The sequence below is a fragment of the Promicromonospora sp. Populi genome, from assembly GCF_041081105.1.
Lineage (GTDB): Bacteria > Actinomycetota > Actinomycetes > Actinomycetales > Cellulomonadaceae > Promicromonospora.
The window spans coordinates 1,391,912-1,406,317 of the sequence record NZ_CP163528.1; the positions used below are offsets into that span (position 1 = coordinate 1,391,912).

Here is a 14,406-nt window from a genome sequence, read left to right on the forward strand (position 1 = left end):
GGCGGTCAGCAGCGTCACGGGGCCTCTCCGGAGGTTGTCGTCGGGCCGGCGGCCGGGTCGGCGGGCAAGTCGGCGGGCGCGGTAGCGCGTGCCGACCGTACCCCGGCCGCCAGGTCCTCCGTCAACGCGGCCAGATTTCTGAGACGGGCCGCCCACTCGTCGTCTCGCACCGGGCCCTCGGGCACCAGCCCGTCCGACAGGAGCTGCCGCACCAGGGCCGAGCCGACGATGACGCCGTCGGCATACCGGCCCACCTGTGCGGCCTGGGCGCCGGTCGAGACGCCGATCCCGACACAGACGTTGGTCGCGCCGGCGGCGCGCGTGTCGGCCACGAGGCGCTCCGCGTGCGAGCCGACCTCGGACCGGATCCCCGTCACGCCCATCAAGGAGGCCGCGTAGACGAACCCGCGCGACGCATTCACCGTGAGCCGCAGGCGCTCCGTGGTCGAGCTGGGGGCGACCAGGAACACCCGGTCCAGCCCGCCCGCACCACCGTGCGCGTCGCTCGCCGCGAGCCAGTCCGCGGCCTCGTCCGGAATGAGGTCGGGGGTGATCAGGCCGACGCCGCCCGACGCCGTCAGGTCGCGCGCGAACGCGTCCGGCCCGTACTTGAGCACCAGGTTCCAGTACGTCATGACCACCACCGGGACCTGCGGCGCGTAGTCGGTCAGCTCGCGCAGCACCCGGAACACGTCGTGCACGCGGACGCCCGCGTCGAGCGCGCCCTGCGCCGCAGCCTGGACCACTGGACCGTCCAGCACGGGGTCGGTGTACGGGAGGCCGAGCTCGATGATGTCGACGCCGTGGTCGACGAGCGTCTTGAGCGCCTCGATCGACCGGTCCACCGTCGGGAAGCCGACGGGCAGGTAGCCCACCAGGGCTGGCCGGTTCTCCTGCTCGCGCAGGCGGGCGATCAGGTCGCCCGTGCTCAGTCCCGTCTGCGGCCCGGTGGCCGGCTCTGTCACTGTGCTCATCCCCGGCCCTCCTGCCGCTCCAGCTCCTCGGCTGCGACGTTGTTGTCGCCGCCGTCCAGCAGCCCGAACCACCTGGCCGCCGTCGCCACGTCCTTGTCGCCTCGACCGGACAGGTTGACGAGGATCACCAGTGGCTCGCCGTCGGGCCCGGTGCGGCCCTGTTCCGCCGCCGCCTTGCCGATACGCAGCACCCCCGCGAGCGCGTGCGCCGACTCGATGGCCGGGATGATGCCCTCCGTGCGGCACAGCAGGCGGAACGCCTCCATTGCCTCGTCGTCGGTCACCGGCTCGTAGGTGGCGCGCCCGAGGTCGTGCAGCCAGGCGTGCGCCGGGCCGACGCTCGGGTAGTCCAGGCCCGCGGAGACCGAGTGGCTGGGCAGGGTCTGGCCGTCGTCGTCCTGCAGCAGGTACGACTTGGCGCCGTGCAGCACGCCCAGCGCTCCGCCGCTGAACCGGGCCGCGTGCCGGCCCGACTCGATGCCCTCGCCGCCGGCCTCGAAGCCGCGCAGCTCGACGCTCTGCTCGTCGAGGAAGGCGTTGAAGATGCCCAGCGCATTGGACCCGCCGCCGACGCACGCAGCGACGACGTCGGGCAGGCGCCCGATACGCTCGTGGAGCTGCTCGCGCGCCTCCTCACCGATGATGCGGTGGAACTGGCGCACCATCTCGGGGAACGGGTGCGGGCCAGTGACGGTGCCCAGCAGGTAGTGCGTGGTCTCGACGTTCGCCACCCAGTCGCGCAGGGCCTCGTTGATCGCGTCCTTGAGGGTGCGCGAGCCGATCTTGACCGGCACCACCTCGGCGCCGAGCAGGCGCATGCGTGCCACGTTCAGGGCCTGCCGCCGGGTGTCCTCCTCGCCCATGTAGACCACGCACTCGAGGTCCATCAGGGCGGCCGCGGTCGCCGTGGCGACGCCGTGCTGGCCCGCCCCCGTCTCCGCGATGAGGCGCGTCTTGCCCATCCGCTTGACCAGCAGCGCCTGGCCCAGCACGTTGTTGATCTTGTGCGAGCCGGTGTGGTTCAGGTCCTCGCGCTTCAGGAAGACGCGGACCCCGCCGGACGCGCCGCCCGCGTGCGCGGCGAACCGCGGCACCTCGGTCAGCGGGCTCGGCCGGCCCGTGTACTCCCGGTGCAGCCGCTGCAGCTCGGCCGCGAACTCGGGGTCGTCGGCCGCCTTGCGGAACTCGGTGTCCAGCTCGTCGAGCGCGGCGATGAGCGCCTCGGGCACAAACCGCCCGCCGTACTGACCGAAGTACGGGCCGGAGACGTCGGAAAGCTTCACGGAGGTCACCTCGGATCCCTTCAAGCCGGACGGACGGACCGCAGCGACGGGTGGGAGCCCGCGGCGACGAGGTCGGCCACCGAGGCGCGCGGGGCGCCGTCGGTCACGAGCGCCTCGCCTACCAGGACGCCATCGGCGCCGGCGCGGGCCATCTCCATCACGTCGTGCGGGCCGCGGATGCCGGACTCCGCGATCTTGATCACGTCGTCCGGGATGTGGTGGGCGAGGCTGCGGAACAGGCCGCGGTCCAGCTCCAGCGTCTTGAGGTTGCGGGCGTTGACGCCCACCACGCGCGCACCGGCGTCGACGGCCCGGCTGACCTCTTCCAGGTTGTGCGCCTCCACGAGGGCGGTCATGCCGAGCGAGTGCACGCGCTCCACGAGCGACTCCAGCACGGTCTGCTCCAGGGCGGCGACGATGATCAGCACCAGGTCGGCCCCGTGCGCTCGTGCCTCCCACACCTGGTAGGGCGTCACGACGAAGTCCTTGCGCAGCACCGGGACGTCCACCCGGCCGCGCACAGCGTCCAGGTCGGCCAGCGAGCCGTTGAACCGGCGCTGCTCGGTGAGCACCGAGATCGCGGACGCGCCGCCGGTCTCGTACTCGACGGCGAGCGCTGCCGGGTCGTCGATCTGCGCGAGCGAGCCCTTGCTCGGGCTCGACCGCTTTACCTCGGCGATCACCGAGACGGCGTCCGCCTGCTTGAGGCGGCCGAGGCACTCGAGGGCCCCGGGCACCGCGGTGGCGCGCTCCTTGAGCGCGTCGAGAGGCACACGTGCCTCACGCTCCGCGAGGTCCTCACGAACCCCCGCGACGATGTCCTCCAGGACCGACATGTAATGAGCCTCCCCGTGCCTTTGCGCTGCCCTCGTCATGCACCTGACTACGCCTCGTACGCCTGCTGGGGACGTTCGCCCCATGGTCATCGTAGGCGGATCGAAGGTGTGGTCCTGACCACTCCCGGACGGTGAGACGACGCCCCGTCAGATCCTGGGCCGGGAGTCGTCCGGGGATTGTCTGGACATTTCCTGGTCAGTTGGCAGGCCGGCGGCCGGGTCGGTGGCCGGGCCGCGGGACCGGTCAGAGCCAGGGGGTCAGATAAGGCTGCAGCCCAGGGAGGTTGCGCGCCACGAAGAACGCCAGCGCGACCCCGAGCGTGATCCAGCCCGCCGTGCTCGACAGGCCGCGGAAGGGCCGGCCGCGCGCGGCGGCCAGGAGCCAGGCCAGCCAGATGACGACCAGCACGGGGGCGGTCACGGTCCACAGGGCGTTCGCGGACCAGGCACCCGCCAGGTCGAGGTGCGCCAGATCGTGCGTGGCACGCAGCCCCCCGCACAGCGGGCAGGCGAGGCCGGTCAGCTCCAGCAGCGGACAGAACCCGTACGAGCCGCGCGCGTGCGGGTCGCGCACCGCGAGCAGCAGCGTTGCCGCGCCGACCGCCGCACCAGTCAGCAGGGGCGCCCGCAGCGCCGAGCCGACGCCGGACCGGGCAGCCGCCTCAGGAATCGGGGCCACCGGCCAGGTACCGGACCACCACGAACACGACGACCAGCACGAGCGCCGCCACCGAGAGCCAGCCCAGCACGACGCCGGTCATCGCCATGCCCTCGTTGTTCGCCTCGCCGGCGCGCACCGCGCGGCGGCCCTGGTTGCCGACGATGATCGCGGGGACGCCGGTGAAGACGCCCAGCAGGAGCACGATCGAAGCGATGCCGAGGACGAGCGACCACACCCCCAGGTTGTTCTGGGGGTACGCGGCGGGCGGCGCGGCCATCTCGGAGGTGGCCAGCTCGGCGGCGGTCATCGCGGACCTACCGCTGAACCTTCTTCTGACCAAAACCCAGGTTGCGCAGCACCAGGCCGACGATCAGCGAGATGCCGATCACGACGAAGCCCGCCACGAACAGCGCCACCCAGGCCGACGACGTCTGCGCCACCAGGACGCCCCACGCGGAGATGAGCGACCCGAGCGTGATGCCCGCCATCGTCACCCACGAGGCGATCGTGTGGCCGTGGTTGGTCGGCGGTACACCCGGCGGCAGGTAGGCGGTCTCGGACTTGTTCTCGGTCATCGCGGGTTGGTGCCTCTCATGTCGTGCGGAACACGCTCAGCCTAACCGTTCCCGGCGAGGTCAGCGGCCCGTGGGGTCGTCGCCACGGGACAGCGCGTCCCAGGCGTCGTGGGGGTCGATCTCGTCGTCGTCCGCGTCGCGGGGCGCGGTTTCGGACGCCGTACCGGACGTGGTGTTCGTGCCGCCGCCGGACGGACCGGCGGGGCTGGCACCCGGATCGCGTTCCGCGCGCTCGTGCCTGCCCGACGTCGCCGCCCAGCCCCGCGCCGCCACCGCGCCCCAGACCGCGACGACCACGGCGAGGACGCCGACCGCGAGCGCGGCCCACGGCCACGCCGTCAGCACGACCGGTGAGGTGAGGTCGGTGACGCCGCTCGTCGCGGACGCCGCGGCGGTCGCGGCAGGCGTGGGGTCGCCGACGACGACGAGCGTGCTCGCCACCACCAGCACCCCCGCCGCCGCGGCCACCGCGAGCGCCACGTACCTGGCCACCCGGCCGGTGAGCGCGCACGCGATGCCGGCGGCGAGCAGCACGAGGGCTCCGGCCCCGACGCCCGGGGCCGCGGAGGTGCCCGCCGCGGCGACGGCCACCTCGGGCTCCAGCGCGGTGGCGACCGTCGTCGTCACCCAGGTGGGCGAGCCGGTGCCGAACGTGAGGGCGCCCAGGACGAGCAGGGCGAGGACGGTGCGGGTGCGGGTCACTTGCCGCCCCCTGTCGTCCCCAGCGAAGCGGTCCCCGACTGCGCGGTCCCCAATGGCGTCAGGCGCGACGCGAGCTGGATGGCGCGCACCGCCGCGGCCGCCTTGTTGCGCGACTCCGCGTACTCGGTCGCGGGCACCGAGTCGGCCACGATGCCCGCGCCGGCCTGGACGCTGGCGCGGCCGTCGGCGATGTACGCGGTGCGGATCGCGATGGCCACGTCCATGTTGCCGCCGAAGTCGAAGTACCCGCAGACCCCGCCGTAGATGCCGCGAGAGGCAGGCTCCAGCTCGTCGATCAGGGCGATCGCGCGGGGCTTGGGCGCGCCGGACAGGGTGCCGGCCGGGAAGGTCGCCCGCAGCGCGTCGAGCGCGCTGCGGCCCGCGCGCAGCCGGCCCACCACTGTCGAGCACATGTGCATGATGTGGCTGAACCGGCGCACCTTCATGAACTCGACCACCTCGACGCTGGTGGGCTCGCAGACCTTCACCATGTCGTTGCGGGACAGGTCGACGAGCATGATGTGCTCGGCCCGCTCCTTGGGGTCGGCCATGAGCTCGTCGCCAAGCTCCTGGTCCTCCTCGGGGTGCGCGCCGCGCGGCCGGGACCCGGCGATCGGGTAGGTGGTGACGTGGCCGTCGTCCACCTTCACGAGGGTCTCCGGGCTGGAGCCGACCACGGCGAACTCGGCGCCGTCGGGCTTCGCCAGGTGGAAGTAGTACATGTACGGGCTCGGGTTGATGGTCCGCAGCGCCCGGTACACGTCGAGCGGGTCGGCCGGGCAGTCCAGGTCGAGGCGCTGGGAGAGCACCACCTGGAACACGTCACCGTCGCGGATCGCCTCCTTGCCGGCGAGCACCGCGTTCTCGAACTCCTCCTGGGTGGACCGGAACTCGAGCTGCGGCTCGGGTGCGTCCTCCACGAGCACGGAAGTGACCCGCGGGCCGACTGCCGCGAGCTGCGCCTCCATGGCGTCGAGCCGCGCGACGGCGTCCGCGTACGCCTCGTCGACGCGCTCGTTGGTGGCGTCGGCGTTGATCGCGTTCGCGACGAGCCACACCGTGCCCTCCCGGTGGTCCACCACCGCGAGGTCGGTGGCGAGGCACAGGGCGAGCTCAGGCGCGCCCACCTCGTCGGGGGCGGTCGCCGGGAGTGTCGGCTCCCAGTGCCGCACGATGTCCCAGCCCAGCACGCCCGCCAGGCCGCCGGTCAGCGGCGGCAGGTTCGCCACCCCGGGGGTGCGGAGGGCGGCGAGGGCCGCCTCCAGCACGTCGACGACGTCGCCCTCGGTCGGGATGCCGACCGGCACGTCGCCCGTCCACACGGCCTGGCCATTGTTGCTGGTCAGGGTCGCGCGGGACGCGACGCCCACGAATGACCAGCGCGCCCATACGCCGTCGGACTCCGCCGACTCCAGGATGAAGCTGCCCGGCCGGCTCCGGGCCAGCGTGCGGTAGAGGCCGACCGGTGTCGCGTCGTCGGCCAGCAGCGGCCGGACCACGGGGATCACCCGGCGGTCGACGGCCATCTCCCGGAACTGCGGCAAGCCCGGCCAGGTACGACCCCAGGGCAGGTCGGCGGGTGCTGTCGCCGCGCGGGCCTCGTGGGTGTCGGGCTGGCTGTCGAGCTGGGTCACCGGTTCTCCTCGTTGCGCGCTTTGGTGTCCGGCTGGTCGCGTTCGCCGACGACGGCGCCCAGGTCGCCGCCGGCCTCAAAGCAGGTGCGCGTCCCGGTGTGGCACGCCGCGCCCACCTGGTCCACCTGGATCAGCAGCGCGTCGCCGTCGCAGTCGATGCTGGCGGCCTTGACGTACTGGGCGTGCCCGGACGTGTCGCCCTTGCGCCAGTACTCCTCGCGGCTGCGGGACCAGAAGGTCACGCGGCCCTCGGTGAGGGTCCGGCGCAGGGCCTCGTCGTCCATCCAGCCGACCATGAGCACCTCGCCCGTGTCGTGCTGCTGTACGACGGCGGCCACCAGGCCGGCGTCGTCCCGCTTGAGCCGTGCAGAGATGCTGGAACTAAGAACGTCGGGCACCAGAGAATCCTGCCACGTCCACGCTGACCACCCCACCGCCAGTCGAGATCTAGCGGGTCTGGGAGACCCAGCTCGCGTGCATGCGGGCGTAGATCCCGTTTGCCGTCACCAGGTCGGCGTGCTCGCCTACCTCTGCCACGTGGCCCTCGTCCACCACGACCACCAGGTCGGACGCCTCGGCGGTGGAGAGGCGGTGCGCGATCGTGATCGTGGACCGGCCCGCCGTCAGCGAGTCCAGGGCCCGCGCGATGCGGACCTCGGTGGCGGGGTCGACCGCGGAGGTCGCCTCGTCGAGCACCAGCAGGTCCGGACTCGCGAGGTAGGCACGCGCGATCGCGACGAGCTGCCGCTCCCCCGCCGAGAGCGCCTCCCCCCGCTGCCCGACGGCGGTATCGAGCCCGTCCGGCAGATCGTCGACCCAGTCGGACAGCCCGAGCTCACCGAACGCCCCGACCACCGCCGCCCGTTCTCCCCCGCTCAGCGGCGTGCGGAGCCCGTAGGCCGCGTTCTCCAGCACCGTGCCGTCGAAGAGGAAGCCCTCCTGCGGCACCAGTACCACCCGCTCGCGCAGCGAGGCGAAGGACAGGTCGCGCAGGTCCACGCCGTCCAGCTCCACGACGCCCGCCGTCGGGTCCATGAGGCGCGTGACGAGCTTCGCGATGGTCGTCTTGCCCGAACCGGTCTGGCCCACGACCGCCACCCTGGTGCGCGCCGGCAGGTCGAGCGTCACGCCGTGCAGCACCTCGGGGCCGCTCGGGTAGGCGAACCGGACGTCGCGCAGGGTCACGCGCGCCGGCCCGCGCTGCTGCGTTTCCGCCCCGGGCTTCTCGGCCACCTGGACCGGCGTGTCGAGCACGGCGATCACGCGCCGCCAGCCGGCCACGGCGTTCTGCAGCTCGTTGAGGATCTCGGTGGCCATCTGCACCGGGCCGGTGAACAGCTGCACCAGGAACAGGAACGCCACGAGCTGCCCCGCGCTGAGGCCACCGCCCACACCGGGCAGCGTGCCCACGACCACCACCACAGCCAGCACGAGGTTGGAGATCAGCACCCCGGACGAGAACGTCGCGGCGACCAGCACCTGCGACCGGGCCTGCGCGCTGCGGGTGTCCTCGACGGCGCCGGCGATCCGCCGTCCCGTGCGTGCGGAGGCGCCGTAGGCGCGCACCGTCTCCGCGCCCACCACGGACTCGGAGATGGCGCCGAGCATCGCCCCGACCCGCTCCCGGACCAGCGTGTACGCGCGGTTCACGTACTTCTGCCCGTACCGGATGACGAGGAACATCGGCACAAAGCTGATCCACACCACCGCCGTCAGGATCGGCGAGTAGACGAGCATGAGCCCGGTCGCGACCAGGACCTGCAGCGCGCTGACGAGCAGCATGATGCCGCCCCACTGCACGAACAGCGACACCGTGTCGACATCGTTGGTCACGCGCGAGACCAGGGCGCCGCGGCGCTCGGTGTTCTGCGTGAGGGTCGACAGGTTGTGCACGTGCCGGAACGCCTTGACCCGCAGCGTCGCCAGCCCGGCCTCGGCCGAGCGGAACAGGCGCACGTTCACCAGCGCGGCGCACAGCCCGGCCAGCACCAGCGCCCCGACCGCGAGGGCGGCCAGGAGGGCCACCCGGCCGACGTCGGGCCCGGCGTCGGCCAGGATGCCGACGTCGATGGTCTGCTGCACGGCGAGCGGAACCACCACGCGGCCCGCGGCGGCCAGGGACGCGAGACCCAGCGTGATCCAGATGCCCCTCGTCATCTCGGGGCTGATCTGGATCCCACGCCGCAGCGTGGCCAGCACGCCGAGGCTGCTGGTCGACTCGATCCGCGCGCCGTCGGCGTCGAGCTCGTCCTCCGGCAGGTCGGTCACGTCGGGCTCGCCTGTCACCGCGGTCATCGGGATACCTCTTCCAGCTCGTCGTCCAGCGCACCAGCCGCGGCCTCGTCCGCCCGTTCCTGCTCCCTGCGCTCGGTCTCGACCTCGTAGGCCGTGGCGAGCGCGCGGTAGCCGGGGTCGCGCGCCATGAGCTCGTCGTGCGAGCCGGAGTCGACCACACGGCCGCCCTCGACGTGGATGACCCGGTCGGCGAGCGCCACCGACGACATGCGGTAGGCGACCATGATCACGGTCGTACCGGGGGCGCTGTCCGCCCCGTCGTCCGCCTGGTCGGCGAGGCCGCGCAGGATCTCCTGCTCCACCCGCGGGTCGACGGCGCTGGTCGCGTCGTCGAGCACGAGGAGCCGTGGGCCGCGCACCAGGGCGCGCGCGATCGCGAGGCGCTGCCGCTGCCCGCCCGACAGGTTGGCGCCGCGTTCGCCCAGCGGTGCGTCGAGCCCGCCGGGCAGGTCCCGCACGGTGTCGTCGAGGCGGGCGATGCGCAGGGCGTCCCACACCTCGTCGTCGGACGGCGCGTCGGGCGCGGCCCTGCCGGTGGTCGCCTCGCCGCTCCGCTCGTCCCTCGCTACGCCCGTCGGCTCCGGGTCGGCGAGCGTCACGTTGCCGCGCACCGTGTCCTCGAAGATGAATGTCGACTGCGCGACGAGGGCGACCTGCGCCGGGATCTCGCCGTCGGCCAGGGTGCTCGCCTCGACGCCGTCGAGCAGGATCTGCCCCCGGGTCGGGTCGGAGAGCCGCGCGAGCAGGCTCACCAGCGTGGTCTTGCCCGCGCCGGTCGTGCCGACGACCGCGACGGTCGTTCCCGGCTCGACCGCGACGTCGATGTCGTCGAGGAGGGTGAGGGTGCGGCCCCGCAACCCGCTGCTCGCCGGCACGTCGACGCCGACGCCGGTCAGGCGGACGCTCATCCCGGCCTGACCCGGGTGCCGCGGCAGCCGGGCGTCGCCGTAGGCGAGGGCGCCGGTCGCGTCGACGACCTGCGCGATGCGCTCGTAGCCGACCAGGGCGCGCGGCAGCTCGCCGAGCACCCAGCCGAACGCCTGCACGGGCACCGTCATCATGGTGAGCAGGTAGGCGGCGGTCACGATGTCGCCCGGGACGACGTCGCCGGTGGAGATGCGCCACGTGCCGATGCCGAGCACCAGCAGGGTGCCGACCGCCGGGAGGGTCTGGATCACTGGGTCGAACAGCGAGCGGACGATCCCGACGCGGACGTTCGCGGCCCGCAGCTCCTGGGCTCGCGCGTCGAACCGGTCCTCCTCGCGGTCCTCGGTGCCGAGCGACTTGACCAGCAGCGCGGCCTCGAAGCTCTCGTGCGCGACGTCGGCGACGTCGCCGCGCAGCTTCTGTGCCCGCGTCGCGGCCGGCGACATGTGGCGCTGGTAGACGGCGTTGACCGCCACCGTGACCGGGATGACCGCGAGAGCCGCGAGCGTCAGCCAGGGGTCGATCGCCAGGAGCGTCGCGACGGAGACGCCGATCATGACGACGACGCCGAGTGCGAACGGCAGCGGGTTGAAGACGCCGGTGGCGGCCTCGGTGTCGGAGGTGGTGTGGTTCAGCAGCTGCCCGGCCGGGTGGGCCCGGTGCCAGGACACGGGCAGACGCAGGTACTGGCGGGTCAGCGCCGTGCGGTGGTCCGCCTGGATGTGGACGTTGCCGAAGCCCGCCCAGATCCTGCGTCCCGCCACGGACAGGGCCAGCGTCAGGGCTACCGCGGCGAGCACGAGGCCGGCGGTCCAGACCCGGCCGCGGGCCGCCTCGTCGCCGGCGATGGCCGGGACGACCACGGAGTCGGTGGCCCAGCCGACCGCCCGGCTGACCGCGACGACCAGGGCACCGAACATCGCCGAGGTACCGACCGCGAGGACGTAGGTGCCGGGGTGGGCGCGCATGCCGCGCCACATCAGGGCCATCGACCGGCGCATCCGCGATCCGGTCAGGGCCATCGGTCTCGGTCGCGGGGCTTCTGGGGGCACGGCAAGACCTCGCTTCGCTAGGGGGCAACGTGATTTTCGCACGATCCAAGAATCGATTCGAGGGTTTTTCGCCCTGGGCGTTTTTCACGTTAGAACCTCGACTTTGGTTGAGGTCAAGACGCCGTGCGTCTCAGGCCGTCAGGTCATCCGGGTGACCTGACGGCCCGACACGTTCGTCAGCGGACGTCGAGTCCCGCCGCGCGCATCGCGTCCTTGACCTGACCCACCGTCAGCACGCCGAAGTGGAACACCGACGCCGCGAGGACGGCGTCCGCCCCCGCCTCGGCGGCCTCGACGAAGTGCTGGGGCGTGCCGGCTCCGCCCGACGCGACGAGCGGGACGTGCACCCGCCCCCGCACGGCGCGGATCATCTCGAGGTCGAACCCGGCGGTCGTGCCGTCGGCGTCCATCGAGTTCAGCAGGATCTCCCCCGCCCCCAGGGCCGCTGCCTTCTCGGCCCACTCGACGGCGTCGATCCCGGTGCCGCGCCGTCCGCCGTGCGTGGTGACCTCGTAGCCCGACGGGGCTGTGCCGCCGCCTGTGATCCTCCGCGCGTCGACGCTCAGGGTCAGCACCTGCGAGCCGAACCGCTGCGCTATCTCGGAGATCAGCTCCGGCCGCGCGATCGCCGCGGTGTTCACGCCCACCTTGTCGGCGCCCGCCCGCAGCAGGCGGTCCACGTCGTCGGTCGACCGCACCCCGCCGCCCACGGTCAGCGGCACGAACACCTGGTCCGCGGTGCGCCGCACCACGTCCACCATGGTCTCGCGGTCGCCGGAGGAGGCCGACACGTCCAGGAACGTGAGCTCGTCGGCGCCCTCGGCGTCGTACCGGCCGGCGAGCTCGACCGGGTCCCCGGCGTCGCGCAGGTCGGCGAAGTTGACGCCCTTGACCACCCGGCCCGCATCGACGTCCAGGCATGGGATCACGCGGATCGCGACGGACATCAGCCCTCCTCGTTCTGCTGCTGTGGTTCTTCCTGCTGTGCTTCTTCCTGCTGCTGTCCTTCTTCCTCGGCGACCGCCTGGTGCGCGTCGAGGATGTCGACCACGTAGACCATCGTCTCGCCGGCCAGTCGGCTCCGGGTGTTGGCGAAACCGTCCTCCGGCGGCACCACCAGCATCACCTGGGAACCGACGGTCTGTTCCGGCAGGCCCTCGTCCCAGCCCGCGACGAGCTTGCCGATCCCGATCTCCGCCGACTGCGGCGGTGTGCCCTCAGTCCACGTCGTGTCGTCCACCCCGCCGTCGCTCCAGCGCACGGCGGTGAACTCCACGGTGAGAATCTGGCCGGCCCGCACCTGCGGCCCCGTCCCCCGGATCAGGGGATGCACCACAAGGTCCGACGGCGGTTCGACGCCGCGCGGGACCCGGACCGTCGGGGCACCGAGGTCGTCCAGCTGGACCTGCGGCAGCTCCGCCCCGGGCGGCTCCCCCTGTGTGCCCGCCGCACGGGCGGGCAGCGCGTCCACCACCAGCAGAACGGGTACGCCGTCCTGCTCCTCCACGAGCGAGAGCCGGGTACCGACGCGCCTGCCCTCAAGGGCCTCGAAGAGGTGGTTGCCCAGGGAGCTCTCGGTCATCGTGTACGCCGCGGGCGCGGTCCGGAACGTGTTCTGCAGCTCCGTGCCGTCCCGGCCGTCCTGCGCGTAGAGGTTCAGCAGCACCGGGTCGTCCCGCTCCAGCACGTCACCCGTGCCGGGCCACACCGTGCGCGAGCCTGCTCGCACCACGGTGAACGGCTTCTCGTACTCGAGGATCGGCGGTCCGCCCGCCTCGCCGGTGACCTGCAGCGGTGCCTGCGACGCCGACGACGTCGGTGCGGGGCCGATGTCGACCGGCAGCGAGGCCGGCGAGCACGCAGCCGTCACCATCACCGCCGCCGCTGCCAAGCCGCCGGCGGCGACGCGTACCCAGGAACTCACCCAGAGAGTCTCCCATGACGCGAAGGTGCCCCAGGAACGACGGGCCCCGGAACAGCGGTGCCCCGGGATCGACCCTGTGGTCGGTCCCGGGGCTCCGCCGCGCCGTCACATGCTCTCGATGAGGCGCTCCACTCGGTCGTCGACGCTCTTGAACGGGTCCTTGCACAGCACGGTGCGCTGGGCCTGGTCGTTCAGCTTGAGGTGCACCCAGTCCACCGTGTAGTCCCGCCGGGCCTCCTGGGCCGCCCGCACGAAGTCGCCACGCAGCTTGGCCCGGGTGGTCTGCGGCGGCAGCGCCGTCGACTCGAAGACCTCCAGGTCGGTGGTGACCCGCTCCACCATGCCGCGTGCCGCGAGCAGGTTGTACAGGCCCTCGGTCCGGGAGATGTCGTGGTAGGCGAGGTCGAGCCGGGCGATCCGCGGGTCGTCGAGCCCCATGCTGTGCTTCTCCTGGTACCGCCGGATCAGCTTGAGCTTGATGGCCCAGTCCAGCTCGTGGTCGATGAGCGACAGGTTCTCCGCCTCCAGCGCGCGCAGCCCGCGCTCCCACAGGTCGAGCACCTGCTTGACCACCGGGGTGACCTCGAGGTTTGCCTCCACGAGCTCCCGGGCCCGCTCGTAGTACTCCGACTGGATCTCGATCGCCGTCATGGTCCGGCCGTTGGCCAGCGTCACCGCGTGCTTGCCCGTGCGGTCGTGGCTGATCTCCCGGATCGCGCGGATCGGGTTCTCCAGCGTGAGGTCCCGCATCGGGACGCCCGCCTCGACGAGGCGGAGCACCAGGTCGGTGCTGCCCACCTTGAGCATCGTGGTGGGCTCCGCCATCGACGAGTCACCCACGATGACGTGCAGCCGGCGGTACAGCTCGGCGTCCGCGTGCGGCTCGTCGCGGGTGTTGATGATCGGGCGCGACCGCGTGGTGGCACTGGAGACCGCCTCCCAGATGTGGTCGGCACGCTGCGAGAGGCAGAAGACGGCGCCACGCGGCGTCGAGAGCACCTTGCCCGCCCCGACCAGGATCTGGCGCGTGATCAGGAACGGCACCAGCACGTCGGACAGCCGGGAGAAGTCGCCCGACCGCCGCACGAGGTAGTTCTCGTGGCACCCGTAGGAGTTGCCCGCCGAGTCGGTGTTGTTCTTGAACAGGTGGATCTTGCCCGGCAGGTCCTCGTGCTCCAGACGCTGCTGCGCGTCCGCCACGAGGCCCTCCAGGATGCGCTCTCCGCCCCGGTCGTACGAGACGAGCTGGCGCACGTCGTCGCACTCGGCGGTCGCGTACTCGGGGTGCGAGCCGACATCCAGGTAGAGGCGGGAGCCGTTCCTCAGGAACACGTTCGAGGAACGGCCCCAGGCCACCACCTTCCGGAACAGGTAGCGGGCAACCTCGTCAGCCGACAGGCCACGCCCGTCGTCGGCCGCACACGTCACGCCGTACTCGGTCTCGAGACCGAAGATCCTGCGGTCCATGGACTTCCCCTCCCTGTTCGCGGAAACCTGCTGCTAGTGGTCGGTGCCAGGCGTGGTGCCGGACGCGTCCGGCCCC

Annotated in this window: 14 protein-coding genes; all 14 read right to left on the reverse strand. The window is 72.5% G+C overall.

The annotated features are described in order from the left end of the window. Positions 1–14 precede the first annotated feature (14 nt). The 14 genes from trpA to pafA all read right to left on the reverse strand — a co-directional run bounded on the left by trpA (position 15) and on the right by pafA (position 14,330). Complete coding sequence (trpA, locus tag AB1046_RS06150) at positions 15–974, reverse strand: tryptophan synthase subunit alpha (RefSeq protein ID WP_369373410.1); 960 nt, start codon at positions 972–974, stop codon at positions 15–17. Continuing rightward, on the reverse strand, positions 971–2,266 hold the full coding sequence (gene trpB, locus AB1046_RS06155) for a tryptophan synthase subunit beta (RefSeq protein WP_369373412.1): 1,296 nt from the start codon (positions 2,264–2,266) through the stop codon (positions 971–973). The genes trpA and trpB overlap by 4 nt, the downstream gene beginning before the upstream one ends. Before the next feature lie 11 nt (positions 2,267–2,277). Next, positions 2,278–3,093: an indole-3-glycerol phosphate synthase TrpC gene (gene trpC, locus AB1046_RS06160; protein ID WP_369373414.1), complete on the reverse strand. Its 816-nt coding sequence runs from the start codon at positions 3,091–3,093 to the stop codon at positions 2,278–2,280. Positions 3,094–3,337: 244 nt separating this feature from the next. Continuing rightward, positions 3,338–3,772 carry a DUF2752 domain-containing protein gene (locus AB1046_RS06165; RefSeq protein ID WP_369373416.1) on the reverse strand — a complete coding sequence of 145 codons (435 nt, stop codon included), beginning with the start codon at positions 3,770–3,772 and terminating at the stop codon, positions 3,338–3,340. Further along, complete coding sequence (locus AB1046_RS06170) at positions 3,756–4,061, reverse strand: DUF4190 domain-containing protein (RefSeq protein WP_369373418.1); 306 nt, start codon at positions 4,059–4,061, stop codon at positions 3,756–3,758. Before AB1046_RS06170 ends, AB1046_RS06165 begins: the two co-directional genes overlap by 17 nt. 7 nt (positions 4,062–4,068) lie before the next feature. Beyond that, positions 4,069–4,329, reverse strand: coding sequence for an HGxxPAAW family protein (locus AB1046_RS06175; RefSeq protein ID WP_369373420.1), 261 nt, complete (start codon positions 4,327–4,329; stop codon positions 4,069–4,071). Between the two features lie 60 nt (positions 4,330–4,389). Continuing rightward, positions 4,390–5,031 carry a Trp biosynthesis-associated membrane protein gene (locus AB1046_RS06180; protein WP_369373422.1) on the reverse strand — a complete coding sequence of 214 codons (642 nt, stop codon included), beginning with the start codon at positions 5,029–5,031 and terminating at the stop codon, positions 4,390–4,392. Then, positions 5,028–6,665: an anthranilate synthase component I gene (locus AB1046_RS06185; protein ID WP_369373424.1), complete on the reverse strand. Its 1,638-nt coding sequence runs from the start codon at positions 6,663–6,665 to the stop codon at positions 5,028–5,030. Before AB1046_RS06185 ends, AB1046_RS06180 begins: the two co-directional genes overlap by 4 nt. Further along, positions 6,662–7,063 (reverse strand): phosphoribosyl-AMP cyclohydrolase, encoded by a 402-nt coding sequence (hisI, locus tag AB1046_RS06190; protein ID WP_369373426.1) that lies wholly within the window; start codon positions 7,061–7,063, stop codon positions 6,662–6,664. The genes AB1046_RS06185 and hisI overlap by 4 nt, the downstream gene beginning before the upstream one ends. A 49-nt stretch (positions 7,064–7,112) precedes the next feature. After that, complete coding sequence (locus tag AB1046_RS06195; RefSeq protein WP_369373428.1) at positions 7,113–8,960, reverse strand: ABC transporter ATP-binding protein; 1,848 nt, start codon at positions 8,958–8,960, stop codon at positions 7,113–7,115. Continuing rightward, complete coding sequence (locus AB1046_RS06200; protein ID WP_369373430.1) at positions 8,957–10,909, reverse strand: ABC transporter ATP-binding protein; 1,953 nt, start codon at positions 10,907–10,909, stop codon at positions 8,957–8,959. Before AB1046_RS06200 ends, AB1046_RS06195 begins: the two co-directional genes overlap by 4 nt. 206 nt (positions 10,910–11,115) lie before the next feature. Further along, positions 11,116–11,886 (reverse strand): imidazole glycerol phosphate synthase subunit HisF, encoded by a 771-nt coding sequence (hisF, locus tag AB1046_RS06205; RefSeq protein ID WP_369373432.1) that lies wholly within the window; start codon positions 11,884–11,886, stop codon positions 11,116–11,118. Continuing rightward, positions 11,886–12,863, reverse strand: a complete 978-nt coding sequence (locus AB1046_RS06210; protein WP_369373434.1) for an FKBP-type peptidyl-prolyl cis-trans isomerase — start codon at positions 12,861–12,863, stop codon at positions 11,886–11,888. The genes hisF and AB1046_RS06210 overlap by 1 nt, the downstream gene beginning before the upstream one ends. 105 nt (positions 12,864–12,968) lie before the next feature. Further along, complete coding sequence (gene pafA, locus AB1046_RS06215) at positions 12,969–14,330, reverse strand: Pup--protein ligase (protein WP_369373436.1); 1,362 nt, start codon at positions 14,328–14,330, stop codon at positions 12,969–12,971. Positions 14,331–14,406: the final 76 nt, after the last annotated feature.

Bases quoted from the DNA above. Each gene is read 5' to 3' on its own strand.
- trpA (WP_369373410.1), bottom strand. From the start codon at position 974: ATGAGCACAGTGACAGAGCCGGCCACCGGGCCGCAGACGGGACTGAGC.
- trpC (WP_369373414.1), bottom strand. From the start codon at position 3,093: ATGTCGGTCCTGGAGGACATCGTCGCGGGGGTTCGTGAGGACCTCGCG.
- AB1046_RS06170 (WP_369373418.1), bottom strand. From the start codon at position 4,061: ATGACCGCCGCCGAGCTGGCCACCTCCGAGATGGCCGCGCCGCCCGCC.
- AB1046_RS06175 (WP_369373420.1), bottom strand. From the start codon at position 4,329: ATGACCGAGAACAAGTCCGAGACCGCCTACCTGCCGCCGGGTGTACCG.
- AB1046_RS06195 (WP_369373428.1), bottom strand. From the start codon at position 8,960: ATGACCGCGGTGACAGGCGAGCCCGACGTGACCGACCTGCCGGAGGAC.
- AB1046_RS06200 (WP_369373430.1), bottom strand. From the start codon at position 10,909: ATGGCCCTGACCGGATCGCGGATGCGCCGGTCGATGGCCCTGATGTGG.
- hisF (WP_369373432.1), bottom strand. From the start codon at position 11,886: ATGTCCGTCGCGATCCGCGTGATCCCATGCCTGGACGTCGATGCGGGC.
- pafA (WP_369373436.1), bottom strand. From the start codon at position 14,330: ATGGACCGCAGGATCTTCGGTCTCGAGACCGAGTACGGCGTGACGTGT.